The sequence below is a fragment of the Niallia sp. CD-39 genome (assembly GCF_059874745.1).
Genome location: NZ_JCBCPS010000003.1, coordinates 229336 through 255268 on the forward strand (window position 1 = coordinate 229336; position 25933 = coordinate 255268).

A 25933-nucleotide genomic window follows, 5' to 3' on the forward strand; every position below is an offset into this window, starting at 1 on the left:
ACAAGAGAATCATAATCAATTTTCCAAAAAACTATTTGCTTGATTGCTGGGAATGGCTAGCATATGATTGAAATGAATTGAACATGTGAAAAATAAGGATGACCGTTATTTCATATAATAATACGGAAGGATGAAAAGGAGGATGGCAGATGTCATTGTTGAATGAAACAATTATAGAAGCGAATGGACTAACTCTACATGTAATTGATACGAAGAAGTATAAAACCAACTTATTGGTATGGAAAATGCGCGCCCCTTTAAATCACGAAAATGTGACAAAGCGAGCATTATTAACACAGGTATTACAAGCAAATAGTTTAAAGTATCCGACTACAGCCTCATTACGATCATACTTAGATGAATGCTATGGTGCATCTTTTTTCACTGACCTTTCAAAAAAAGGTGAAGAACATATTTTATCAGCAAGTGTAGAAATCGCAAATGAAAAATACTTGTCTGATACAACACCGCTTTTAAAGCGAGCATTTTCATTTTTATCTGAAATTATGTTAAATCCAAATGCAGCAAATGGAGCATTTAACGAAGAAACCGTTTTAAAAGAAAAGAGAACGTTAAAGCAAAAAATTCAAGCGTTGCAAGATGACAAAATGCGATATGCAAACTTTCGCCTCGTTGAAGAAATGTGTCAAGGAGAAGAATATGCATTACACGTTAATGGAAATTTCGATGAGGTGGATGGTATTACTACAGAGGATCTATTCTCCTATTACGAAGATTCCTTAGCTAACGACCAGATTGACTTTTACGTCATTGGAGACGTGGATGTAAAAGAAGTGGAAGAATATGCGAAAGAGTTGTTCATCTTTAGGAATGAAGTGAAAAAGAGAGAAAAGGCAACATCCTATCTGAAAAAGAAAGAAACTCCACATATTGTACGTGAAGAGCAAGATTTAAAACAAGGGAAGCTGAATATAGGATATCGAACTAATATTTACTATGGGGATGAAGGCTACTATGCATTGCAATTGATGAATGGTATTTTTGGTGGATTTTCTCATTCGAAGCTATTCATAAATGTCCGAGAAAAAGCGAGCCTTGCCTACTATGTCGCAAGTCGTTTAGAGAGTCATAAAGGGTTAATGATGGTTATGTCAGGTATAGACAATAATGCATATGATCAAGCAGTTAAGATTATTGAAGAGCAATTACAAGAGATGAGAAATGGTAATTTTACAGATGATCAGATGGATCAAACTAAAGCTGTAATCCGCAACCAGATGCTTGAAACAATTGATACAGCTAGAGGAACTGCTGAAGTTCTCTATCATAGCGTTGTGTCAGATTCCTCCGTACCCATGAATGAATGGCTCGAAAACATGGAAAAAGTAACGAAAGAGGAAGTCATAAATGCCGCTAAGCAAGTCGAACTCGATACAATCTATTTCCTAACAAGAAAGGAGGAAAGATAATGGAAAGAATACAATTTTCACAACTTCAAGAAGAACTTTATTATGAAAAGCTACCTAATGGGCTTGATGTATACATTTTGCCAAAAAAAGGTTTCAACAAGACGTTTGCAACATTTACAACGAAGTATGGATCGGTCGACAATCATTTCCTTCCTCTAGGAAAAGACGAATACGTTAAAGTTCCTGATGGTATTGCACATTTCCTTGAACATAAATTATTTGAAAAAGAGGATGGAGATGTTTTTCAAAAGTTCAGCAAGCAAGGTGCATCAGCTAATGCATTTACCTCGTTTACAAGAACCGCATATTTGTTTTCAAGTACTTCCGATGTCGAGAAAAATTTAGAGACATTATTGGATTTTGTCCAAGAACCTTACTTCACAGAGGAAACGGTTGAAAAGGAAAAAGGAATCATCGGACAAGAAATTACAATGTATGATGATAATGCGGATTGGCGTTTATATTTCGGGTTAATTGCGAACATGTATCATCACCATCCAGTCAAAATCGATATTGCAGGTACAATTGATTCGATCGGTAAGATCACAAAGGATATGCTATATGAATGCTATCACACTTTTTATCACCCGAGTAATATGCTCTTCTTTATCGTTGGACCAGTTGACCCGAACGAAACAATGAAACTTGTACGTGACAATCAAGAAAAAAGAGAATTCAAAGAACAACCAGAAGTAAAGCGCATGTTTGAAAGTGAACCAAATGAGGTTGCTAAGAAAAAAGAAGTACTTGAGATGAATGTTCAATCATCAAAATGTATGGTCGGTATAAAATCGCATGCTCCACATTTATCAGGAGAGGAAATGCTAAGAACAGAGCTTTCCATTAATATTATGCTTGATGTCTTATTAGGGAAAAGCTCACAGCATTATAGTGATTTATATGAAAAAGGATTAATTGATCAAACATTTTCCTATGATTATACCCAGGAAAGCGGTTTTGGCTTTGCTGCAATTGGGGGAGACACATCAGATGCTGATGCGCTTGCAGATGCGATCAAAGAGATTTTATTAACAGATGGTAAAGAAGGGAAATTTACTGAAGAGGCAATTGAACGAGCAAAAAAGAAGAAGATTGGTGCATTTTTAAGAGCCGTCAATTCGCCTGAATATATTGCAAATCAATTCACAAGGTATGCATTTAATGATATGGATTTATTTCATGTCGTGCCAATGCTTGAAACGATTAAATTAGAGGATGTTAAGAGACTTTCGGCTGAGCTAATTGCTGAGGAACGCTTCACGGTATGTCAAGTAGTCCCTAAGTCATAAATCGGTCGGTGTGGGCTGTTCCATATGGTTCAGCCTTTCCAAGTTACCGTAAGAAAAGGGAGAAGAAAATGTCAAAGCATAAATTTGTGTTAATAACAGGTGCTAGTGGGGGAATTGGGCAAGCAGTTGCTTTCAGGCTTGCTGAAGCAGGATATTCATTATATTTGCATTACAATCAAAACAAAGACGCAATCAGATCAATAGTTAACGACTTGTCGTCGTTTGGTGGAGAGTATATCCCTATACAAGCAGATCTTTCCAAACCTGAAGCAGCAAAAAAAATTGCAAGTGAAGTATATTCTTTATATGGAATTGTACATAATAGCGGATCGGCAAAGTATGGTCTGCTTATTGATCATACTGATGCTGATATTGATGAGCAAATGGTACTGCATGCCGTGTCTCCGATTAAGTTAACAAAAGAGCTATTGCCAAAGCTATATAAAAATCACAAAAGTGCAATCGTCATAATCTCTTCCATATGGGGTCAAACTGGCGGAGCATGTGAAGCTGTCTATTCTGCTGCGAAGGGTGCACAAATTGCCTTCGTAAAAGCTTTGAGTAAGGAGACGGCCTTAAATGGTATTCGTGTTAACGCCATTGCTCCAGGTGCTATAGATACTTCGATGATGCGAGATTTTGATACAGAAGATGTGGATCTATTATTAGCTGAGATTCCAATGGGGAAGTTTGGAAAAGCTACTGAAATAGCAGACGTTGCCCATTTTCTATTATCTAATCAAGCATCTTATATTACCGGCCAGGTGATCGCAGTTAATGGTGGTTGGTATACATAATAGTTAAAAATAAACAGCGGCATTTGTGCATAATTAATGATTCTTCGCTCCAAAATATAGATGTACTATGAAAAAGGAGGCTGTTCAGATGTCCGTATTAGACAATTGGCAACAATGGAAGGACTTTTTAGGTGAGAGGTTACACCATGGTGAAGAACAAGGATTGGATCATTCTACCATTAATAATCTTGCATTTGAAATCGGGGATTATTTATCGAAGTCAGTGGAGCCTAAAAATGATCAAGAGAAAATCCTTGCAGATTTATGGTCAGTAGCTAATGAAGAAGAGCAACACGCAATTGCGAACATGATGGTTAAACTTGTTCAAAAATAAAGGAAAATCTTTATAAAGTATGAAAAAGGGTTTCGGAATCATGTGTTCCAAAACCCTTTTTCTATTCAAATTTACGATTTTTACATAACTGAAAACTGATTCAATAAAGGATTTATGGTAACAGCTATCTTTTTTTCATTTTCCTACTAGATCGTACGTGTTTTTCCTTTCATCTTTATTGGAAATCATATATGATAGAATCTAGATGAATTGATGGTTTTAGTATGGAAAAATAATAATTGAACATATAGAACTTGAAGGGTGATTCCTTCAAAAAAGGAGGCCTTCATATATGGAAAAAAAAGAATGGTACCTCGAATATGAAATTATGAAAAACAGACCTGGTCTATTAGGGGATATATCCTCTTTGCTAGGTATGCTATCAATAAATATCGTAACAATTAACGGTGTAGATGAAGGAAGGCGCGGCTTGCTGATCCTTGCAAAGGAAGACAAGCAGATACAGCGTCTTGAATCTATTTTGCATACAATGGATACAATTAGAGTGATAAAGATCAGAGAGCCAAAGCTACGTGATCGCTTAGCAGTTCGCCACGGTCGTTATATCCAAAGGGATGCAGACGACAAGAAAACGTTCCGTTTTGAGAGGGACGAGCTCGGCCTATTAGTTGATTTCATGGCTGAGTTATTCAAACAAGATGGCCATAAGCTGATTGGTATTCGCGGAATGCCACGTGTAGGAAAGACTGAATCTATTGTAGCTTCCAGCGTATGTGCAAATAAGCGATGGCTATTCGTTTCTTCAACACTGTTGAAACAGACGATTCGAAACCAATTAATCGAGGATGAATACAACGAGAATAATCTATTTATTATCGATGGAATTGTTTCTACTCGTCGTGCCAATGAGCGACACTGGCAGTTAGTTAGGGAGATCATGAGATTGCCTGCGGTGAAAGTCATTGAGCATCCTGATATATTCGTTCAAAATACGGAATATACAATGAATGATTTTGATTACATAATTGAATTGCGACATGATGCTGATGAAGAGATTAAATATGATATTGTTGAAAAGAACAATTTATTCAGTGAGTCAGCATTTGGCGATTTTGATTTTTAGTAAGCTGGAAGGTGTTGAAAATGACTGAATTAGGGAATTACTTAAAAGAAGCCCGTGAAGAAAAAGGATTAAGCTTAGATGATTTACAGGCGATTACAAAAATTCAAAAGCGATATTTAATTGGAATTGAAGAAGGCAATTATAGTGTGATGCCTGGGAAATTCTATGTTCGTGCGTTTATAAAACAATATGCTGAAGCAGTGGATTTAGATCCTGATCAAGTTTTTGATCAATTTAAGAACGACGTTCCTTCAACACATAATGAGGACATTCCAGAAAAACTATCACGTGTTCAATCACGAAAAAATATATCTGGAGTAACTTCTAAGTTTTTTGATATTTTACCGAAAATCCTAATAGCCGTGTTTATTATTGGAATCGTCGCAGTGATCTATTATTTTTATGAAAAACACGCAATGAACAATCAAAATACTATTAGTGATGATTCTAATACACCTGGAGTGAATGTAGAATCGAATATACCAGATCCTGACCCTGAGGATGAGTCTGAAGAGGAACAACCAAACGTGGAAGAAGATCCTGTAGAACAGGAGCCTGAAGTGCCACAACAGCAAGTAGAAGTTGTTGAGACAAATGGAAATAATACTGTCTACGAAGTTCGAAATGCGGATGCTTTTCAAGTAAAATTGGTTTCAACAGGAAGAACTTGGGTAAATATGAAGAATAGTGCGAATGCCTCTTTATACCAAGGTGAGCTAAATGTTGACGGCAAGGTAGAGCATGTAATCGACTATCTTAGTGAAGGTGAAGAAGTCGCTTCTCTAGTCATTGGCCGTTCATTAGATACAGAAATCTATGTAAATGATGAGCTTATTGAATATGAACTTACGCCTAGTGACGTTGTTACTCAGAATATATTGATCCGATTCGTTCAAGACGAAGAGTAGTGTTAACATGGGAAATAGTCATCTGTAATAGGTGACTATTTTCCTGTGAAATGAATGAAAGAATATAACAGTCACCGAGATTAACAAATAAGGATATTTTTGGAGGTAAACATATGAATCTGCCTAATAAGATTACAGTCTCACGAATTTTGCTTATACCACTTTTTATCATTATTATGCTAGATCCCTTTTCTTGGGGAGAAATGCGCTTATTAGGAGCGGAGTTGCCAATAGCCCATTTTGTAGGTGCAATGATTTTTATCATTGCTTCAACAACAGATTGGATTGATGGTTATTTTGCTAGAAAATACAACCAAGTTACAAACCTTGGTAAGTTTTTAGATCCACTTGCAGATAAATTACTTGTATCAGCTGCGCTTATTGTACTTGTTGAGCTTAATTACGCCGCAGCTTGGATTGTCATCATCATCATTAGTCGAGAGTTTGCAGTAACAGGGTTACGTCTTATCTTAGCAGGTACTGGAGAAGTTGTAGCTGCGAATATGCTTGGAAAGATTAAAACTTGGACGCAAATTATCGCGATTTCTGCCTTGCTCTTAAACAATGCAATCTTTGCCTTAATAGGTCTTCCATTTGATCAAATAGCACTATGGGTTGCGACCTTCTTTACTGTTTGGTCTGGATGGGACTATTTTGCGAAAAATTGGCAAGCGTTTAAGAATTCTAAATAGAGAGCGTGAATAGGATGAATGCAGAAATTATTGCGGTAGGCTCTGAACTTTTACTAGGTCAAATCGTAAACACAAATGCACGTTATATTTCGAGAGAGCTTGCAGAAATGGGTATTGATGTATACACACATACTGTCGTTGGAGATAATCCACATCGATTAAAACAAGCTATTGAAATCGCTGAGAGTCGTTCAGATATGTTAATCTTTACTGGGGGATTAGGTCCAACAAAAGATGATTTAACGAAAGAAACGATCTCAAACCACTTGCAGGAGAAACTTGTCATGGATGACGAGGCAATGAATTCAATCACTGAATACTTTAAACGTGTCAATCGAAAAATGACAGATAATAATAAGAAGCAAGCGCTTGTTTTGAACGGGGCGTATGTGCTGAAGAATGACCACGGTATGGCTCCTGGAATGGTTTATCAAAAGGGGAGTAAGCTATATATGCTCCTTCCTGGCCCGCCAAGTGAAATGGAACCGATGTTTAGCAAATATGCACGTGCCACATTAAATCGTTTATTCGGTCAAGATGAGATGATTTTATCAAGAGTTGTGAGATTTTTTGGGATTGGTGAAGCTCAACTAGAATCAGAATTAGAAGATTTAATTGATGCTCAAACGAATCCAACAATTGCCCCATTAGCGTCGGATGGAGAAGTAACAATTAGGATTACAGCAAAACACAGTGATCGAAAAGAAGCGCTGCGTTTAATTGATAATATGGATCAAGAGATTTGCCGTCGCTTTCCGGAATTCGTTTATGGTTACGACGATTCTTCTCTTATGAATGAACTAACTAAGCTTTTAAAAGATCAGGACTTAAACATTGCAGTAGCTGAGAGTTTAACAGGTGGCATGTTTCAACAGGAGTTAACTTCAATTCCAGGTGCAGGGGAATTATTAGTTGGCGGTGTCATTTGCTATGCAACAGAAGTGAAGATGAATGTTTTACATGTTGCAAAAGAAACGGTCGACCAACATGGAGTTGTAAGTGCTGCTTGCGCAAAAGAGCTTGCCAAGAATGTTGCTGAATTAATGGGAGCAGATATTGGGATAAGCTTTACAGGTGTTGCTGGACCGGAGCCATTGGAAGGTAAAGTTCCAGGAACAGTCTACATCGGATTATATAAAAAAGGCTTAAAGCCAGTCAGTGTGGAATTAAGCTTACCAGGTTCGCGTGCTGCGATTCGAAAGCGTACAGTGAAATTCGGCTGTCACCATTTGATGAAGTATTTAAAAAGGTAAACAATAAAATTCGTTTTAAATAGATAATCTAGGATTATCTTTGAGATTGTAGACAAAGTCGATTTCCGACTTTGTCTACATGTTTTTAGAGGACTTTTTAATAATAGGTGAAACCCCCAGACTGTCTTGTAAACGCTTGTCAGACTAGGCGTACAGTAAAGTGAAGACCCGAGTAGAACACCCGGTTCATGAAGGGATGAACTTGACAAACAACGACGTATGCATGCGTTTGTCGACAGTCTGAGATAATCTAGGATTATCTTTTTTTGTCTGGTAGATGTATTTTTCTGAACTCTTCCTGTTTTTTTAATTTCTAATGAGTATTTACTGAAAAATAAAAGAAGCAACTGTAATTATGCGATTTTGAAAAAAGATTACGGTTTGATAAAAAACGAATAAATGTTCGACTTTTTGCTCGACAAACGATGTGAAAACGTTTATAGTAAAGATAGATTTTAAGAGAAAAGTTAAGAGTTTTTTGAGGGAGGAAATAATAGTGAGTGATCGTCAAGCCGCATTAGAAATGGCGTTAAAGCAAATAGAAAAGCAATTTGGTAAAGGTTCAATCATGAAATTGGGAGAGCAGGCAGAACAGAAGGTTTCTTCAATTCCAAGTGGTTCAATAACACTTGATACAGCACTTGGAATAGGTGGCTATCCTCGTGGGCGTATTATTGAAACCTATGGACCAGAGAGCTCGGGTAAAACAACAGTTGCACTACATGCGATTGCAGAGGTGCAAGCAGCAGGTGGACAAGCGGCATTTATTGATGCAGAGCACGCACTTGACCCCGTATATGCTCAAAAATTAGGTGTTAATATTGATGAGCTATTACTATCTCAGCCTGATACAGGTGAGCAAGCGCTAGAGATTGCTGAAGCGCTTGTGCGAAGTGGAGCGGTCGATATTTTAGTTATTGACTCTGTTGCTGCACTTGTACCGAAAGCGGAGATTGAAGGAGAAATGGGTGATTCACACGTTGGTTTACAAGCGCGATTAATGTCACAGGCATTACGTAAGCTTTCTGGTGCGATCAACAAATCAAAAACAATCGCAATTTTTATAAACCAAATCCGTGAAAAAGTCGGTGTTATGTTTGGAAACCCAGAGACTACTCCTGGTGGACGTGCACTTAAATTCTACTCAACGATTCGTCTAGAAGTTCGTCGTGCAGAAGCGTTAAAGCAGGGCAATGACATCGTTGGAAACAAAACGAAAATTAAAGTTGTAAAGAATAAAGTAGCACCACCTTTCCGTGTAGCAGAAGTGGATATCATGTATGGGGAAGGAATCTCAAGAGAGGGAGAAATCATCGACCTAGGTTCAGAGCATGATATTATTCAGAAGAGTGGTTCTTGGTATTCATACAATGATGAGCGTCTTGGACAAGGACGTGAAAATGCGAAGTTATTCTTAAAAGAAAACATCGAACTTCGCAATGAGATTCAGCAAAAGATCCGAAACCATTTCGGACTTGATGGCGATCATTTTGTGAATCCAGATGAAGAGCAGGAAGAAATGGATTTACTAGATTAAGCAAACTATATGTAGCTGCACCCCGATTGTAAGGCGATTTCTGCATTGTGGGGTGCAGTTTTTCTCTATGTAAATACCGAATAAAAGGTATATGATAAATTACTATATGTAAAGCAAAAGTCTAAACCTTTTCTAAATTGGATAAACTGTATAACTGTAAAGTAGATGATAAAAGAGTTGTCAAGAGCATAACTGTATGATTTCTAAGAAAATGCTGGTATGTCAACCCCTTGACAATGAATTTTCACAGCCTTACAATTAAACTTGTATATTTTACAATTTTTTATAAGTATTAAAACGTTTTTTAGAAGCTAAAAGGATGTATATTCATGATAATGTACATGTAACACTTTGGAAACGTACTACGAAAACAATTTCATAGCAAGAGGAGGTGAAATGATGGACATATTAATTTTAATCATCTCCGGTTTGCTTATCCTTATCGTCGGTGCTATTGTTGGATATTTTGGACGTAAAACAATTTCTGAAACTAAGATTGCTGGAGCTAAAGATGCTGCAGAGCAAATTTTAGAAGATGCCAAGCGTGAAGCAGATGCTTCTAAAAAGGAAGCGTTATTAGAGGCAAAAGATGAGATTCACAAGCAACGAACAGAAGCTGAACGTGAAATTCGCGAACGTAGAAATGAACTACAAAAACAAGAAAATCGTTTACTACAAAAAGAAGAGAATCTAGATCGTAAAGATGAGTCGTTAGATAAACGTGAATCTATTTTAGAAAAGAGGGACGATTCTCTAAATAAAAAACAACAGCATATTGAAGAGATGGAAAGCAAAGTGGACAAGATGGTTCAATTGCAGCAAGCGGAGCTAGAGCGAATCTCAAGCTTAACTCGTGAAGAGGCAAAATCCATCATTTTAGAGAGAACGGAACAAGAAGTTGCTCATGATGTAGCAATCATGGTCAAAGAGAGCGAAACAAGAGCGAAGGAAGATGCTGACAAGAAGGCAAAAGAGATTTTATCACTTGCGATTCAACGTTGTGCAGCAGATCACGTAGCTGAAACAACCGTATCAGTTGTGAACCTCCCGAACGACGAGATGAAGGGTCGTATTATCGGAAGAGAAGGTCGAAACATCCGTACGCTAGAAACATTAACGGGAATTGACTTAATCATCGATGATACTCCAGAAGCAGTAATTTTATCTGGCTTTGATCCGATTCGTCGTGAAACTGCTCGATTAGCTCTAGATAAACTTGTACAAGATGGACGAATTCATCCAGCCCGTATTGAAGAAATGGTTGATAAGGCTCGAAGAGAAGTAGATGAGCATATTCGCGAAATTGGGGAACAAACGACATTTGAGGTTGGTGTTCACGGTTTACACCCTGACTTAATCAAAATCTTAGGTCGTCTGAAGTTCAGAACAAGCTATGGACAAAATGTTCTAAAGCACTCAATTGAAGTGGCTCAATTAGCTGGAATGTTAGCAGCTGAGTTAGGTCAAGATGAAACAATTGCAAGAAGAGCTGGTCTACTGCATGATATCGGTAAGGCAATTGACCATGAAGTGGAAGGTAGCCATGTAGAAATCGGTGTTGAATTAGCATCGAAATACAAGGAGCATCCAATTGTCATCAATAGTATTGCATCCCATCATGGGGACTCTGAACCAACTTCGATTATTGCTGTCTTAGTCGCTGCAGCAGATGCATTATCTGCCGCTAGACCGGGAGCTAGACGAGAAACGTTAGAAAATTACATTCGTCGTTTAGAAAAGCTAGAAGAGATTTCAGAATCCTATGAAGGTGTAGAGAAATCATTTGCTATACAAGCTGGAAGAGAAATTCGTATTCTAGTAAAGCCAGATCAAATTGATGATTTAGAAGCGCATCGATTGGCTAGAGATATTCGCAAAAAAATCGAAGAAGAATTGGATTACCCTGGTCATATTAAAGTAACCGTGATTCGAGAAACAAGAGCGGTTGAATACGCGAAATAATGCGATGTGTATAGACAAAGTCGATATATGACTTTGTCTATATTCATTTTAAACTTCAGAAGGAGTTATGATATGAGAATTTTATTTGTTGGAGATGTTGTTGGATCAATGGGAAGGGATATGATTCAAGAATATGTTCCAAAACTTAAAGATAAATATAAGCCACAGCTAACAATAATCAATGGTGAGAATGCTGCGGGCGGTAAAGGGATAACTGAAAAAATATACCGTTCCTTCTTAGCTGCTGGAGCACAAGCAGTCACACTAGGGAATCATACTTGGGACAATAAAGAAATATTTGATTTCATCGATGGTGCAAAAAATCTTGTTCGACCTGCGAATTTTCCTGAAAATAACCCGGGACGTGGAATGATTTTCTCTAAATACAACCAAGAAGAAATAGCGATCATTAGTTTGCAAGGAAGAACTTTTATGGTGCCGAATGAATGCCCCTTCCAAAAGGCAGATGAGTTAATTGCAGAAGCGAAAGAACGTGCATCGATTATTTTTGTAGACTTTCATGCAGAGGCAACAAGCGAGAAACAAGCGATGGCTTGGTATCTAGACGGAAGAGTTACAGCGGTGATCGGAACTCATACACATGTGCAAACGGCGGATCACCGTATTCTTCCTGAAGGTACGGCATTTATGGCTGATGTGGGGATGACAGGACCATATGATGGGATATTAGGAATGGATCGTGAAATCGTCCTAAAGCGCTTTTTAACAGGGTTACCTGCAAGATTTGAAGTACCAAAGACAGGAAGAACACAACTAAGTGCCGTTCTTATTGATTGTGATTTAAAAACAGGCAAAGCTGTAAAAATCGAACCAATTCGAATTAATGAGGATCACCCGTTTTATTCTTAATTATCCTTTGAAATTAGAAGATAATTTGAAACCTAGCTCCTTTTTTTGTCCAAGCTGGAATATGTTATTTTTCTACTGAATATAGTAGCAATGGAATGATAAATTGCAAGGGGGAAAAACAAGGAGGAGCTAGGTATGGAAATATTAAAAGTTTCAGCAAAATCTAATCCTAATTCTGTAGCTGGTGCGCTTGCTGGTGTCCTAAGGGAGCGAGGGGCAGCAGAGATCCAGGCAATTGGTGCGGGTGCATTAAATCAAGCGGTAAAGGCAGTAGCAATCGCAAGAGGATTTGTAGCACCTAGTGGAGTCGATTTAATCTGTATACCTGCATTTACAGACATCTTAATCGACGGAGAAGAAAGAACTGCCATCAAGCTGATTGTTGAGCCAAGATAATTCATGACAGAATGGGCTGTAAACAAAATTGGACATACCGATTTTGTTTACAGTTTTTTGTTTTTTCATAGGAAAATAGCTGTTTACATCAAGATAAAAAAGAGTAAGCTACGTCAATCTTCATGTATAATAAAGTTATATTCAGAACTTTCAAAAAGGAGCCACCGAATGAAGATTTTTGATGCTCACTGCGATGTTTTATATAAAATGTTTTTGAATCCACAAATTCTCTTTCAAAGCAGTGAAAAGCTACAGGCAAATTTAAAAGAAATAAATCAAGGGAATGTGAAATTCCAATGTTTTGCAATCTACATCCCAACGGAGCTACATCCTGATTTACGTTTTCAAGCTGCTCTACATATGGTAGAAATCTTTCATGAAAAAATTCTTACTCCAAATCCTCAATTAAAACTAATCACATCAAAGAATGACATAACTAGTCTCAAAGAGGACGAAATTGGCGCTATTTTAACATTAGAAGGCTGTGAAGCAATAGGAACTGATTTAATAAAGTTAAGAACCTTATTCCGATTAGGAGTATCATTGGTCGGGCTTACATGGAATCATGCAAACGAGGTAGCGGATGGTGCACTAGAGGAAAGAGGCGCAGGTTTGACAGCTTTCGGTAAGGAAGTTGTCAATTTGTTAAACGAAACGAATACATGGTGTGATGTATCACATTTATCAGAAAAGGCTTTCTGGGACGTAATGGAGTATAGTCATTATCCAATCGCCTCTCACTCAAATGCCAAGAAACTTTGTGATCATCCCCGTAATCTGACAAATGAACAAATTAAAGCGCTTATTAAAAAGGATAGTGTCATGGGTCTGACCTTTGTGACTGAATTTCTTACTGGACGAGCTGATGCAAGTATAAAAGACATTTTGTTACATTTAGAACATGTGTGTTCACTTGGGGGTGAAAACCATGTTGCATTTGGATCAGACTTTGATGGGACAACAAATGCTGTAACAGGATTGGAGACAGCAGGCAGATATCCACTTTTATATGATGCGCTGTTAAAGCATTATTCTGAAGAACAAGTAAAGAGATTTATGTATAAAAATTTCGTGAATCGCTACCCGAGAAGGTAATGAAGGGGTTTTCACTATGGTTGTGTGAATAATCCGAAAATATTGACAATCGGAACATTATTTGAGGTGAAAGGGTTGCAATTTTCACATGTTAGGTCTAGAATTGAAAGCGTTTAGTACCTCACTTTTTTATTTAAAAAGTAGATACTTTTCTCAATCTTTAAGGAATTTTAAAAATACATAATTTTGATGTGTTTAAAGGGGTGTAGGAAATGATCAATCAACTTTCATGGAAAGTTGGCGGACAGCAAGGGGAAGGGATTGAAAGTACAGGAGAAATCTTTTCAATCGCATTAAATCGCCAAGGCTATTATTTGTATGGTTACCGCCACTTCTCATCACGAATTAAAGGCGGTCATACAAACAACAAGATTCGTGTTAGCACAACTCAAATACGTTCCATCTCAGATGATTTAGATATTTTGGTTGCATTCGACCAAGAAACTATTGATTTAAACTACAAAGAGCTTCATGATAACGGTGTCATTATCGCAGATGCAAAATTCAATCCGACGAAACCAGAAGATACAAATGCAAGATTGATTTCTGTTCCATTTACACAAATCGCTACAGACCTTGGGACTTCACTAATGAAGAACATGGTAGCAATTGGTTCAACATGCTCAATCTTGAATTTAGATATGCGCTTATTTGAAGAGGTTGTACAAGAAATCTTTGGTCGTAAAGGACAAGCGGTTGTTGATAATAATATGGCCGCAATTAAAGCTGGCTATGATTATACAACTGAGGCGATTGAAGGAAAAGCAGGATTAATGGAATTAGAGAAAGCAGATGGTAATAAGCGTATGTTTATGATTGGAAACGATGCCATTGCTTTAGGAGCTCTTGCTGCTGGATCACGTTTTATGGCAGCATATCCAATAACACCAGCTTCAGAAATTATGGAATACTTAATTAAAAAACTTCCTGATTTTGGTGGTACAGTTATTCAAACAGAGGATGAGATCGCAGCAGTAACGATGGCGATTGGTGCCAATTATGGGGGAGTTCGAGCTTTCACAGCTTCTGCAGGTCCTGGGTTATCCTTAAAGATGGAAGCTATTGGGCTTTCGGGTATTACTGAAACACCATTAGTCATCATTGATACTCAGCGTGGTGGCCCTTCTACAGGTTTACCAACAAAACAAGAGCAATCGGATTTAATGGCGATGATCTATGGAACACATGGAGAAATCCCTAAGATTGTCATGGCACCAAGTACGGTTCAAGAAGCATTTTATGATACAGCTGAGGCGTTTAACTTAGCTGAAGAATACCAATGCCCGGTCATTATTTTATCTGACCTACAGCTATCTTTAGGAAAGCAAACTGTAGAACCATTAAGTTTAGAACAAGTTGAAATTCGTCGTGGAAAGTTACAATCTGGTGACTTGCCAGAAATTGATAGTAAAGAGTATTACAAAAGGTATGAAGTAACTGAAGATGGTGTTTCACCTCGTGTCATACCAGGAATGAAACATGGTATTCACCATGTAACTGGTGTTGAGCATGATGAAACAGGGAAGCCATCTGAGTCTGCTCAAAATCGTAATGATCAAATGAACAAGCGCTTTAGAAAAGTTGAGAATATCCGTTTTAATACACCAGTCTATAAATATGCTCCTCATGAAGAAGCAGATATATTACTGGTTGGCTTTAACTCAACACGTGGTGTTATTGAAGAAGCTATCGGACGCTTAGAGGCAGATGGGCTGAAAGTAAACCATGCACAAATTCGTTTGATTCACCCATTCCCAACAGATGAAGTCTTACCACTTGTTCAATCAGCACAGAAAGTCGTCGTTATCGAAAACAATGCGACAGGTCAATTAGCCAATATTATGAAAATGAATGTCGGTCATGCACAAAAGATTCATAAAGTATTGAAGTACGACGGAAATCCTTTCTTGCCGAATGAAGTTCATACTAAATGCAAGGAGTTGTTCTAAATGGCGACATTTAAAGATTTTCGTAATAATGTAAAACCAAACTGGTGCCCTGGCTGTGGAGACTTCTCCGTACAAGCAGCAATACAACGTGCTGCAGCTAATGTTGGACTTGAGCCAGAAAAATTAGCAGTGATTTCGGGAATTGGCTGTTCTGGTCGTATTTCAGGCTATATTAATTCATACGGTTTTCATGGAATTCATGGGCGTTCACTTCCAATCGCTCAAGGTGTGAAAATGGCGAATAGAGACTTAACAGTCATTGCATCTGGTGGTGACGGGGATGGATTTGCGATTGGGATGGGGCATACGATTCATGCAATCCGTCGTAATGTAAACATTACGTACATAGTAATGGATAACCAAATTTATGGCTTAACGAAAGGTCAAACGTCCCCACGTTCGGCAACTGGATTTAAAACCAAATCCACGCCTGCAGGTTCGATTGAGCAAGCTATTTCTCCAATGGAAATGGCGTTAACAGCTGGAGCTACTTTTGTGGCACAAAGCTTTTCAACGGACTTAAAAGACTTAACGGCTTTAATTGAGGCAGGCATTAACCATGATGGATTCTCATTGATTAACGTGTTTAGTCCTTGTGTGACTTACAATAAAATAAACACATATGATTGGTTTAAAGAAAACTTAACGAAGCTTGCTGATGTTGAAGGCTATGATTCTTCTAACAAAGAATTGGCAATGCAAACATTAATGAAGCATGATGGTTTAGTTACTGGACTAATTTATCAAGATAAAGAACGTAAATCATACCAAGAGCTATTAACAGGTTTCTCTAAAGAGCCACTTGCACATGCTGACTTAAAGCTAGATCAAGCAAAATTCGATAAGTTAGTATCTGAATTTATGTAATCAAAATGGGGAAGAGCTATTCGATTAGTTCTTCCTTTCTCTTTGTCTTCCTGACTAGTGACAGTCTATTGTCGGTTTTAGTTCTACTATTGTTTTCAAGGTTGGAAGGCTTTATACTATAGTAATGTGTATATAGTAAAGTCGTCATTGAAAGGAGACGAATACAATGAATGAAAAGCAACGATTAGAGAGTCAACAAGTGAAAACGGCTAATCCATCGGACAAAAAATCCGAAAAGGATTATAGTAAATATTTTGAATCTGTGTATACACCACCTTCCTTAAAAGAAGCGAAAAAAAGAGGGAAAGAGCAAATCAATTATCATAATGATTTTGATATCCCTGAAGAATTCCTTCAAATGGGTAAAGGCAGAAAGTTCTTTATTCGTACATATGGTTGCCAAATGAATGAACACGACACTGAAGTAATGGCTGGTATTTTCTTAGAGCTAGGATATGAGCCTACTGAAACAATTGATGATGCGAATGTTATTCTTTTAAATACTTGTGCCATTCGTGAAAATGCTGAAAACAAAGTATTTGGTGAATTAGGACACTTAAAGCATCTGAAGAAAAACAATCCTGACTTACTTCTTGGTGTATGTGGATGCATGTCACAAGAAGAGTCTGTTGTGAACAAAATCTTAAAAACATATACGCAAGTTGATATGATTTTTGGTACGCATAATATACACCGTTTGCCAAACATCTTAAAAGAAGCATATATGTCAAAAGAAATGGTTGTTGAAGTATGGTCGAAGGAAGGGGACATTATTGAAAACCTTCCAAAAGTTAGGCGTGGTGATATTAAGGCATGGGTGAACATTATGTATGGATGTGATAAATTCTGTACGTACTGTATCGTTCCATATACACGTGGAAAAGAGCGTAGTCGCCGCCCTGAAGAGATCATCCAAGAAGTAAGACAGCTTGCTGCTTCTGGCTATCAAGAAATCACTCTTTTAGGCCAGAACGTAAACGCATATGGAAAAGACTTCGATGACATCACTTATCGCCTTGGCGATTTAATGGATGAAATTCGCAAGATTGACATTCCTCGTGTTCGTTTTACTACAAGCCATCCGCGTGACTTTGATGATCACTTAATCGAAGTGTTAGCAAAAGGTGGAAACTTGATGGACCATATTCATCTTCCAGTTCAATCTGGTTCTACCGACGTTCTTAAAATCATGGCACGGAAGTACACGCGTGAACAATTCTTAGAGCTTGTTCGTAAAATTAAAACAGCGATCCCGAATGCTTCGTTTACAACGGACATCATTGTCGGTTACCCAAATGAAACAGAAGAGCAATTCCAGGAAACGCTGTCACTCTATCGTGAAGTAGGATTTGAAGGTGCATATACATTCATCTACTCACCAAGAGAAGGAACACCTGCAGCGAAAATGGAGGATAATGTTTCGATGGAAGAAAAGAAGGATCGTTTACAGCGCTTAAATGCACTTGTAAACGAGCTATCAGCTGATGCGATGAAAAAGTACCAAGACGAAACTGTTGAAGTACTTGTCGAAGGTGAAAGCAAGAACAATCCTGATATTCTTGCTGGCTATACGTCTAAAAGTAAATTAGTAAACTTTAAAGGTCCTAAATCAGCAATCGGAAAAATAGTGAAAGTAAAGATTACAAATGCAAAAACATGGTCATTAAACGGAGAAATGGTTGAAGAAGAACAAATGGCAGAGGTGAATTAACATGACTAAGTATACAAAAGAAGAGATTGTTTCGCGTGCAAAAGATTTAGCAAAAATGATTGCTGAAACAGAAGAGGTTGAATTCTTCAAGCAAGCAGAAGAGCAAATCAATGCCAACGAGAAAGTAACGAAAATCATTAGTCAAATTAAAGGTTTGCAAAAACAAGCGGTCAACCTGCAGCATTTTGGTAAACCAGAAATGCTAAAAAAGACAGAAGATAAAATTGCCTCTTTAGAAGAGCAATTAGATGAAATTCCAGTTGTGCAAGAATTTAAGCAATCTCAAATCGATGTGAACGATTTATTACAAATTGTTGCTTCAGCAATCTCTAACACTGTGACAGATGAAGTCATTAGATCAACAGGTGGAGACTTATTATCTGGAAAAACTGGGTCACAAATTCAAAACAAAGAAGAATGTTCTCATTAATAGAAAGTTACATCACGATGTAACAGAACTGTGCTAACAAGAACACCACATCATTTGGCATTGTTGGCATGACACTTCAAGATACGAAAGAGCTGTTTGAAATCTGGCATCTTGCGGTGAATAGGTTATGAAGGTGATATAGCTAGCTAAAAAGAAAAGCGAAAGGCAAGAGCCTTTCGCTTTTCTTTTTAATGATCTATTTAAGGAAGCAAACTATTTTTCTGATCTTTTAAGCAATTCTACAGCTTTAAGAAATTCTTTGCGGTATTCTTGTTGTTCTACTAGTCCTTGCTGAAGTGTTGTTAACAAGGATTGGTTTAATAGCTTAGTGCTTTCACTGTCATCTGATTGCCGATCCAAATAGTTAAGGAGAAAAGTGTAGACTAGCAGGAGGGTGGAATAATTATCCACATATGTTAGACTGATGGCACGTCCACCTTCACCACCATTTGCCTTATTCTCGATCGATGGAATGCCAGCTTCAGCTGCGAGATCTAATAATTCTTTTGGTATTCCGTACTCTTTGAGTACATCCATGCTCATTGGCACAGTATATTTAGTCTCTGAATTCAACATTCCTTCTCCCCCTTTCTATCATGGACGCCAAAATGACAGTAAGAAATTAAGCTTCGTTTGCTTGTGTTTGTGTGATTCCGTTAACAGCGATTGCGTGTGAGTTACCACCTTGCGCAATATTCAATTGAGCAGAGAAGATTGGGATATTAATTAGGGAAGCGTTCACTCCAGCACCACCAAATGAAATAGGTAATTGCCCGTTAAGTGCTGTTTGAGGAAGGTTTGCTTGAGCTGCAAACGTGAATGCTTCAAATTCATCACCAGTACTTACACCAGCGTTGTTGCTTCCATTGCCACTACCACTCCCGCCATTTTGGCCATTTCCACATTTGTACTTTGTTAGCATGATATTCACCTCCTTAACAATAGGTGTTGATCAAAGAAGACATTTAGTTAGGATTATTTGATCTGAATTTATCGACATCAATATCAAATAATGTTGTCCCGTTTACTGTACATTTGATTTTGTTTCTATCTTCAGATGCTTCAAAAACAGGGATGTATTTCTCGATGGATTCTCTAACTGCTTGTTCATCTTTAGTGAAATCCTCCAAGCGTTTAGCGAAATTTTCTAATTTACTAAACCCTTGAGCAACGTCCGTGCCTTGAAAGTTCATATTTTTAGAAAGGCCGTTAAATAGTGTACTAAATGAATTCATCACATTTCCAGTGAGTTCTTCAGTGAATTTCTTTGCATCTACTTCAGGAATTTCCTCACCATTAAAAGTGAACTTAAAATTTGAACGATCTTGATCTGACATTTTCGTTCACCTCCTTTTAATTACTACATCATATTAGGGATATAGCCAAGCTGTCTGTGCATTTTCATTATGAAAAACGCACATTTTTAAACATTTAATAGGTGTTCATTTTATAGTGGACCAATGCCCATTTACGGAACAAAAGCCCGAAGAAGGCATATTATAAATCATGCCAATACATTTGCCTACATTCATGAAAATAATCGCACACTAGTCTAATATCCCGCATAGGATGAATTGAATATGAATGAGGAGGTTCGCTCGAAAATGGGAGAATATAGAGAGATAATCACCAAGGCGGTCGTTGCGAAAGGGCGAAAATTTACGAAGTCCAATGACACGATCTGTCCTAAACATCAACCTACGAACATTCTTGGCTGCTGGGTGACTAACCATAAGTACGAAGCCAAGAAAGTGGGAAAGAAAGTAGAGATATGCGGTAGTTATGATGTTGAAGTGTGGTACTCATACGACAATAGTAAAATCCACACAACTGTTGTAGCTGAACGCATCGAGTATAAAGACGTCATCAAAGTAAAGTATCGTGATGAAGATGTTCTTGATGATGTTGAAGTTGTTGCTCGCGTTTTACAGCAGCCAAATTGCTGTGAAGCAACTATTTCCCCAAATGGAAACAAAATCATCGTTCAAGTAGAAAGAGAGTTCTTAGTAGAAGTCATTGGTGAAACAACCATTTGTGTCCTTTTACATGATGGAGCTTGTGATTGCGATGATGAAGATTGGGGCTTTGAAGTAGACGATGAAGAATTCGAGGATTTAAATCCAGAATTCATCATTGGAACTGAAGAAGAGTAATGATACTAGGAGGGTTTCTTCCTAGTTTTTCTTTTGTAATTTCAGCAATCCCATCATTTTTATTTCAGGTGAACTCTACTCTGGCTTAGAAATACCATAACTAAAAATCCCGAAGGAAGTAGTGTTCTACAGTCTATTTTCATTGACTAATAAGTTCATGCGTTATGGTAATCATTCTTCTACTGTTTTATCTATACATATAAAATGCAGTTATAGTCGGGGATGACACGGCGAATCCCTATCCTTGTCTTACAAAATAAAAACCAAAGGATAATTAAAGAGAAGAAGTTGTCATTATGCTATAATAATAGAAAGATAATTATTGAACGAGTTGGGGGATACTATGGCTGCTACATATACGCCGATGATACAACAATATTTAAGAGTAAAGGCAGATTATGAAGATGCCTTTTTATTTTTTCGTTTAGGCGATTTCTACGAGATGTTTTTTGATGATGCGATTAAAGCATCTCAAGTATTAGAGATTACATTAACGAGTAGAGATGGGGGATCAACAGACCGTATACCTATGTGTGGCGTACCTTATCATTCTGCTCCAAATTATATTGAGCAATTAGTAGAAAAGGGTTTCAAAGTTGCAATTTGTGAACAAACCGAAGACCCGAAGCAGGCAAAAGGAGTTGTTAAAAGGGAAGTTGTTCAATTAATTACTCCTGGGACAAGAATGGAAGGAAAAAACCTTCATGAGAAAGAGAACAATTATATTGCGTCAATTTCAGTATATGAAAACTCGTTTTCTTTTATTTACACTGACTTATCAACTGGTGAGACGCGAGCAACAGCTTTACCAAAAAGCTTTGAGTTCGTGTTAAATGAGCTGTCGACATCTGGTGCAAAGGAAGTAGTTATTGGACGTGACTTTGCCGAAGACTGGTTGAAAAAGATGAAAGAAAGAGCAGACGTGACAATTTCATATGAGGACGAAACCATTGGAATGGATGATTGGACCCCTTTAATGAAAAAATTGGACTCTGCAGAGTTGCAACAGGCCGCTTCGAGGTTGTACCACTATCTGTTTAAAACGCAAAAAAGAAGCCTAGATCATTTGCAGATGGCTAATCGGTATGAAATTGATCAATTTATGAAAATGGATTATTACTCGAAGCGAAACCTGGAACTGACAGAAACGATTCGCTCAAATGGTAAGAAGGGTTCCTTACTATGGCTTCTAGATGAAACAAAAACCGCTATGGGAGCTAGAGAGCTGAAACAATGGATTGACCGACCACTCATCAATGAATCTTCGATTGAGAAGAGGCTTTCAATGGTAGAGCTACTTAAGGATAGATTCTTTGAACGTGAAGAACTTCGTGAAAAACTAACGGAAGTATATGATTTAGAACGACTCGCAGGCCGTGTGGCATTTGGAAATGTGAATGCACGTGATCTTATTCAATTGAAGAAGTCGTTGCAACAGATTCCATCCATTTATGAAGCATTACAGTCGCTCCAAGACGAACGAGCAGATTTGATTGCTGATAGACTTGATTATTGTGAGGAAGTGTCCGATCGATTAGAGCAGGCGTTAGTGGACAACCCACCCCTTTCGATGAAAGATGGGGATATTATTCGTGATGGATATAATGCGCAGCTTGATGACTATCGTGATGCGTCAAAAAACGGAAAAACATGGATTGCTCAACTTGAACGCCAAGAACGTGAAAAGACTGGTATAAAGTCATTAAAGGTCGGCTACAATCGTGTTTTTGGTTATTATATTGAAGTTACAAAAGCCAATCTTCATCTTCTGACAGAAGGTCAATATGACCGGAAACAAACACTGACAAATGCAGAGCGTTTTATTACGCCCCAATTGAAGGAGAAGGAAGCACTGATTTTGCAGGCGCAGGAAAAATCAGTAGAGCTTGAATACGAGTTATTTACAGAAGTTCGTGAATTTGTAAAAGAATACATTCCAAGATTACAAAAGCTAGCAAAAGTAGTAAGTCAATTAGACGTATTACAATGTTTTGCTACTGTAAGTGAAAAGCGTCATTATACAAAGCCTTCATTTTCAAAAGAAAGACGTTTATCAATCGTAAATGGGCGTCATCCAGTTGTTGAAAAGGTGATGAATGCGCAAGAGTATGTACCTAATGATTGTTTGATGCACAATGAGAGAGATGTCCTACTCATAACAGGTCCGAATATGTCAGGTAAAAGTACGTATATGAGACAGGTAGCATTGACAGCAATCCTCGCACAAATTGGTTGTTTTGTCCCTGCTGATCAAGTAGAATTACCGATATTTGATCAAATCTTTACAAGAATAGGAGCAGCAGATGACCTAATTTCTGGTCAGAGTACGTTCATGGTCGAAATGCTAGAGGCTCGTAATGCGATTGTTCATGCGACAAGCAATAGCTTGATTTTATTTGATGAAATTGGTCGTGGAACATCGACATATGACGGCATGGCGTTAGCGCAGGCGATGATTGAATACATCCATAAGCATATCGGTGCTAAAACATTGTTCTCGACGCATTATCACGAATTAACGTCATTAACAGATACGTTAGATAGACTAAAGAACGTCCATGTAAGTGCAGCTGAACATAATGGTACAGTTGTTTTCCTTCATAAGGTGAAGGAAGGTGCAGCAGACAAAAGCTATGGTATACATGTGGCTCAATTGGCTGAGTTGCCGGAAGAGCTCATCGAAAGAGCAAATGAGCTACTCATTCAATTAGAAAAACAAGACCAGTCGATTGAAAAGCAGTCTGTCATAAAAGAAGAACCGCTGAAAAGTGGACAGCTCTCCTTTTTTGAGGAAAAAGCTGAAAAGCAACCAGTGTCATCTTCAAAAGAGAAGAAAATTATTGATCAGGTGAGGAAATTAAATATTCTCGAAATGACGCCAATGGAAGCGATGAATGTCTTATTTGACTTACAGAAGAAATTGAAATAAAGAACGGAGGTGAACAGCTTGGGAAGGATTATTCAGCTCGATGATCACTTATCAAACAAAATAGCAGCCGGAGAGGTAGTAGAAAGACCAGCATCTGTTGTCAAAGAATTACTAGAGAATGCAATAGACGCAAATAGTACGGTTGTTGAAATCGAGATAGAAGAAGCAGGCTTACAAAAGATTCGAATTCTAGATAATGGAGATGGTATTGAAGAGGAAGATTGTTTAAAAGCATTTTCTCGCCATGCTACAAGTAAAATTAAAGATGAAAATGACTTGTTTCGAATTCGTACATTAGGATTTCGTGGAGAGGCCTTGCCAAGTATCGCTTCTGTTTCGAATATAGAAATGAAGACGAGCACAGGCGATGTTGGGACACGTTTAATTATATCTGGTGGTAAAGTAGAGGCACATGAGAAGGCATCTGCTCGAAAAGGAACAGATATTACCGTTTCTGATTTGTTCTTTAACACGCCGGCTCGCTTAAAATATGTTAAAACAATTCATACTGAGCTAGGGAATATTACCGATGTTGTGAATCGGATCGCGCTTTCACACCCAGAGGTTTCCATCCGTCTCATGCATAATGGCCGGCAACTCATTCAAACAACAGGCAGTGGGGATGTGCGTCAAGTCCTTGCTGCTATATACGGGATGAATACAGTAAAGAAAATGATTCCGATCTCAGCAAATTCACTCGATTTTACGGTTGAGGGATATATTGCCTTACCTGAGATTACAAGGGCATCAAGAAATTATATTTCAACAATGATCAATGGTCGATTCATAAAAAACTACTCGCTCGTAAAGGCGATACAAGAAGGGTTTCATACGTTATTGCCGATTGGCCGCTATCCGATTGCTTTGCTTTCAATTACAATGGACCCATTGTTAGTAGATGTGAATGTACACCCATCAAAAATGGAGGTCCGTCTAAGTAAAGAGCTGGAGCTGCATCAACTCGTTTCAGAAACAATAAAGCATACACTTAAAAAGGAACAATTAATTCCTAGCGGCAGTCTGTCTAAACCGAAGGAAAAGATGCGCTCTGAGCAAACATTCATGAACTTAGATCATTTATCAGTTAAAGAAGATAAAAATGTACTTCCTGTGGAACAAAAATTGACTCAAACTTCTTCCTCTGATACGATCCTTGAGCATACCGAGCCATTTCAAATAGAAGAAAATTCCGTAAACATGAATACTGCGATTAACAAACAAGCACATGATGAGTTTGTTGACGACATCTTTGAAGAACAGGATTACGAATCACAACATAAATACGATTATGCTAATCAAAAATCGTCACGAGTTCCATCTCTTTATCCAATTGGACAAATGCACGGAACGTATATTTTAGCGCAAAACGAACAAGGATTGTACATCATTGACCAGCATGCTGCTCAAGAGAGAATCAAATACGAGTTTTTTAAAGAGAAAGTTGGACAAGTTGAAAATGAGTTACAAGACATGCTTGTTCCAATGACTTTGGAATTCTCAACTGATGAGTATGTAAAAATTACAGAGTATATGGAAGAGCTCGAGAAGGTCGGTGTGTTTTTAGAAGCGTTTGGCCACAACGGATTTATTGTGCGTTCACATCCTCAATGGTTTCCAAGTGGAGAGGAACAAGAAACGATTGAAGAAATGATCGATCAGCTGCTAGCAATGAAAAAGGTCGACATTAAAAAACTTCGAGAAGAAGCAGCGATTATGATGAGCTGTAAAGGATCAATTAAAGCAAATCACCATCTGCGTAACGATGAAATACGAGCGTTAATTGATGAGCTGAGGAGTACGAATGATCCGTTTACATGCCCTCATGGTCGTCCAATAATTATACATTACTCAACATACGAAATGGAAAAGATGTTTAAGAGAGTGATGTAGAGGCGTTCAAGTGGGGGTGAATTAACTTTGCCCACCGATTGCCAACAATTTGATTAAATATCTATCTAAATATATTTTCTATTTCATACTTTTTAGTTATATGAAGGTATTCATCTCATTCGCTAGTCTTTAAAAAATCTACACCACATTCTAGTAACATGATTGCATGAGTTTGGCGCAATCCATGAGTACTTATGTGGTGTAGATTTGTTTTTTATAATAGAGTCTATTATTTTATAAACTCCATGCTCTTCCATCTCGTAATCGTTGTGTTATTAATCAGGATATTGAGGATCATATATTAAAAATCCTACGTAAAAAATATCTACCACCTAATTTTGGCTATTCTCAAATGTA

Annotated in this window: 23 protein-coding genes; 20 read left to right on the top strand and 3 right to left on the bottom strand. The window is 37.8% G+C overall.

All coding sequences use genetic code 11. The features are described 5' to 3' along the window. The first annotated feature begins 149 nt into the window (after positions 1–149). From yfmF to AC6F34_RS09575, 17 genes are all read left to right on the top strand, one after another. On the top strand, positions 150–1430 hold the full coding sequence (yfmF, locus tag AC6F34_RS09495) for an EF-P 5-aminopentanol modification-associated protein YfmF (protein ID WP_500771412.1): 1281 nt from the start codon (positions 150–152) through the stop codon (positions 1428–1430). Beyond that, positions 1430–2719, top strand: a complete 1290-nt coding sequence (yfmH, locus tag AC6F34_RS09500; protein ID WP_500771414.1) for an EF-P 5-aminopentanol modification-associated protein YfmH — start codon at positions 1430–1432, stop codon at positions 2717–2719. The genes yfmF and yfmH overlap by 1 nt, the downstream gene beginning before the upstream one ends. Positions 2720–2787: 68 nt before the next feature. After that, positions 2788–3516 carry an elongation factor P 5-aminopentanone reductase gene (gene ymfI, locus AC6F34_RS09505; protein WP_500771416.1) on the top strand — a complete coding sequence of 243 codons (729 nt, stop codon included), beginning with the start codon at positions 2788–2790 and terminating at the stop codon, positions 3514–3516. Between the two features lie 88 nt (positions 3517–3604). After that, positions 3605–3850 carry a DUF3243 domain-containing protein gene (locus AC6F34_RS09510; RefSeq protein ID WP_500771418.1) on the top strand — a complete coding sequence of 82 codons (246 nt, stop codon included), beginning with the start codon at positions 3605–3607 and terminating at the stop codon, positions 3848–3850. 292 nt (positions 3851–4142) lie between these two features. Continuing rightward, positions 4143–4934 carry a DUF3388 domain-containing protein gene (locus tag AC6F34_RS09515; RefSeq protein ID WP_500771420.1) on the top strand — a complete coding sequence of 264 codons (792 nt, stop codon included), beginning with the start codon at positions 4143–4145 and terminating at the stop codon, positions 4932–4934. 20 nt (positions 4935–4954) lie between these two features. Next, positions 4955–5842, top strand: coding sequence for a helix-turn-helix domain-containing protein (locus AC6F34_RS09520; RefSeq protein WP_500771422.1), 888 nt, complete (start codon positions 4955–4957; stop codon positions 5840–5842). Between the two features lie 113 nt (positions 5843–5955). Next, on the top strand, positions 5956–6534 hold the full coding sequence (gene pgsA / locus AC6F34_RS09525) for a CDP-diacylglycerol--glycerol-3-phosphate 3-phosphatidyltransferase (protein ID WP_500771424.1): 579 nt from the start codon (positions 5956–5958) through the stop codon (positions 6532–6534). Between the two features lie 14 nt (positions 6535–6548). Next, positions 6549–7787: a competence/damage-inducible protein A gene (locus AC6F34_RS09530; protein ID WP_500771425.1), complete on the top strand. Its 1239-nt coding sequence runs from the start codon at positions 6549–6551 to the stop codon at positions 7785–7787. Between the two features lie 496 nt (positions 7788–8283). Continuing rightward, positions 8284–9324: a recombinase RecA gene (gene recA / locus AC6F34_RS09535; protein ID WP_500771427.1), complete on the top strand. Its 1041-nt coding sequence runs from the start codon at positions 8284–8286 to the stop codon at positions 9322–9324. Between the two features lie 399 nt (positions 9325–9723). Then, positions 9724–11286, top strand: coding sequence for a ribonuclease Y (rny, locus tag AC6F34_RS09540; RefSeq protein WP_500771429.1), 1563 nt, complete (start codon positions 9724–9726; stop codon positions 11284–11286). Positions 11287–11358: 72 nt separating this feature from the next. Further along, positions 11359–12156 carry a TIGR00282 family metallophosphoesterase gene (locus AC6F34_RS09545; protein WP_500771431.1) on the top strand — a complete coding sequence of 266 codons (798 nt, stop codon included), beginning with the start codon at positions 11359–11361 and terminating at the stop codon, positions 12154–12156. A gap of 135 nt (positions 12157–12291) precedes the next feature. Continuing rightward, positions 12292–12552, top strand: a complete 261-nt coding sequence (gene spoVS, locus AC6F34_RS09550; protein ID WP_003211281.1) for a stage V sporulation protein SpoVS — start codon at positions 12292–12294, stop codon at positions 12550–12552. Between the two features lie 168 nt (positions 12553–12720). After that, a complete protein-coding gene (locus AC6F34_RS09555; RefSeq protein WP_500771435.1) occupies positions 12721–13647 on the top strand; it encodes a dipeptidase in 927 nt (308 codons plus the stop codon). Between the two features lie 212 nt (positions 13648–13859). Then, positions 13860–15596 carry a 2-oxoacid:acceptor oxidoreductase subunit alpha gene (locus tag AC6F34_RS09560; protein WP_500771437.1) on the top strand — a complete coding sequence of 579 codons (1737 nt, stop codon included), beginning with the start codon at positions 13860–13862 and terminating at the stop codon, positions 15594–15596. Beyond that, a complete protein-coding gene (locus AC6F34_RS09565; protein ID WP_500771439.1) occupies positions 15597–16463 on the top strand; it encodes a 2-oxoacid:ferredoxin oxidoreductase subunit beta in 867 nt (288 codons plus the stop codon). It begins immediately after the preceding gene. Positions 16464–16629: 166 nt separating this feature from the next. Then, positions 16630–18174, top strand: coding sequence for a tRNA (N6-isopentenyl adenosine(37)-C2)-methylthiotransferase MiaB (gene miaB / locus AC6F34_RS09570; RefSeq protein ID WP_500771441.1), 1545 nt, complete (start codon positions 16630–16632; stop codon positions 18172–18174). 1 nt (position 18175) lies between these two features. After that, positions 18176–18604 (top strand): YlbF/YmcA family competence regulator, encoded by a 429-nt coding sequence (locus AC6F34_RS09575; protein ID WP_500771443.1) that lies wholly within the window; start codon positions 18176–18178, stop codon positions 18602–18604. A 213-nt stretch (positions 18605–18817) separates the two neighbouring features. On the opposite strand, the gene AC6F34_RS09580 is transcribed toward AC6F34_RS09575, so the two are convergent. From AC6F34_RS09580 to AC6F34_RS09590, 3 genes are read right to left on the bottom strand one after another with little or no spacing between them, the layout of a single operon-like run. Beyond that, a complete protein-coding gene (locus AC6F34_RS09580) occupies positions 18818–19180 on the bottom strand; it encodes a hypothetical protein (protein WP_500771445.1) in 363 nt (120 codons plus the stop codon). A 46-nt stretch (positions 19181–19226) separates the two neighbouring features. Continuing rightward, entirely contained in the window at positions 19227–19526 is a 300-nt protein-coding gene (locus AC6F34_RS09585; RefSeq protein WP_500771447.1) for a hypothetical protein, read from the bottom strand. A 43-nt stretch (positions 19527–19569) separates the two neighbouring features. Further along, positions 19570–19941 (bottom strand): hypothetical protein, encoded by a 372-nt coding sequence (locus AC6F34_RS09590; RefSeq protein WP_500771449.1) that lies wholly within the window; start codon positions 19939–19941, stop codon positions 19570–19572. 267 nt (positions 19942–20208) lie between these two features. On the opposite strand from AC6F34_RS09590, the gene cotE reads away from it, so the two are divergent. From cotE to mutL, 3 genes are all read left to right on the top strand, one after another. Continuing rightward, positions 20209–20757, top strand: a complete 549-nt coding sequence (cotE, locus tag AC6F34_RS09595) for an outer spore coat protein CotE (RefSeq protein WP_500771451.1) — start codon at positions 20209–20211, stop codon at positions 20755–20757. Positions 20758–21100: 343 nt separating this feature from the next. Beyond that, positions 21101–23686, top strand: coding sequence for a DNA mismatch repair protein MutS (mutS, locus tag AC6F34_RS09600; RefSeq protein ID WP_500771453.1), 2586 nt, complete (start codon positions 21101–21103; stop codon positions 23684–23686). An 18-nt stretch (positions 23687–23704) separates the two neighbouring features. Further along, the gene (gene mutL, locus AC6F34_RS09605; protein WP_500771455.1) at positions 23705–25576 is read left to right on the top strand and encodes a DNA mismatch repair endonuclease MutL; all 1872 of its coding nucleotides are present in this window, start codon (positions 23705–23707) and stop codon (positions 25574–25576) included. Positions 25577–25933 lie beyond the last annotated feature (357 nt).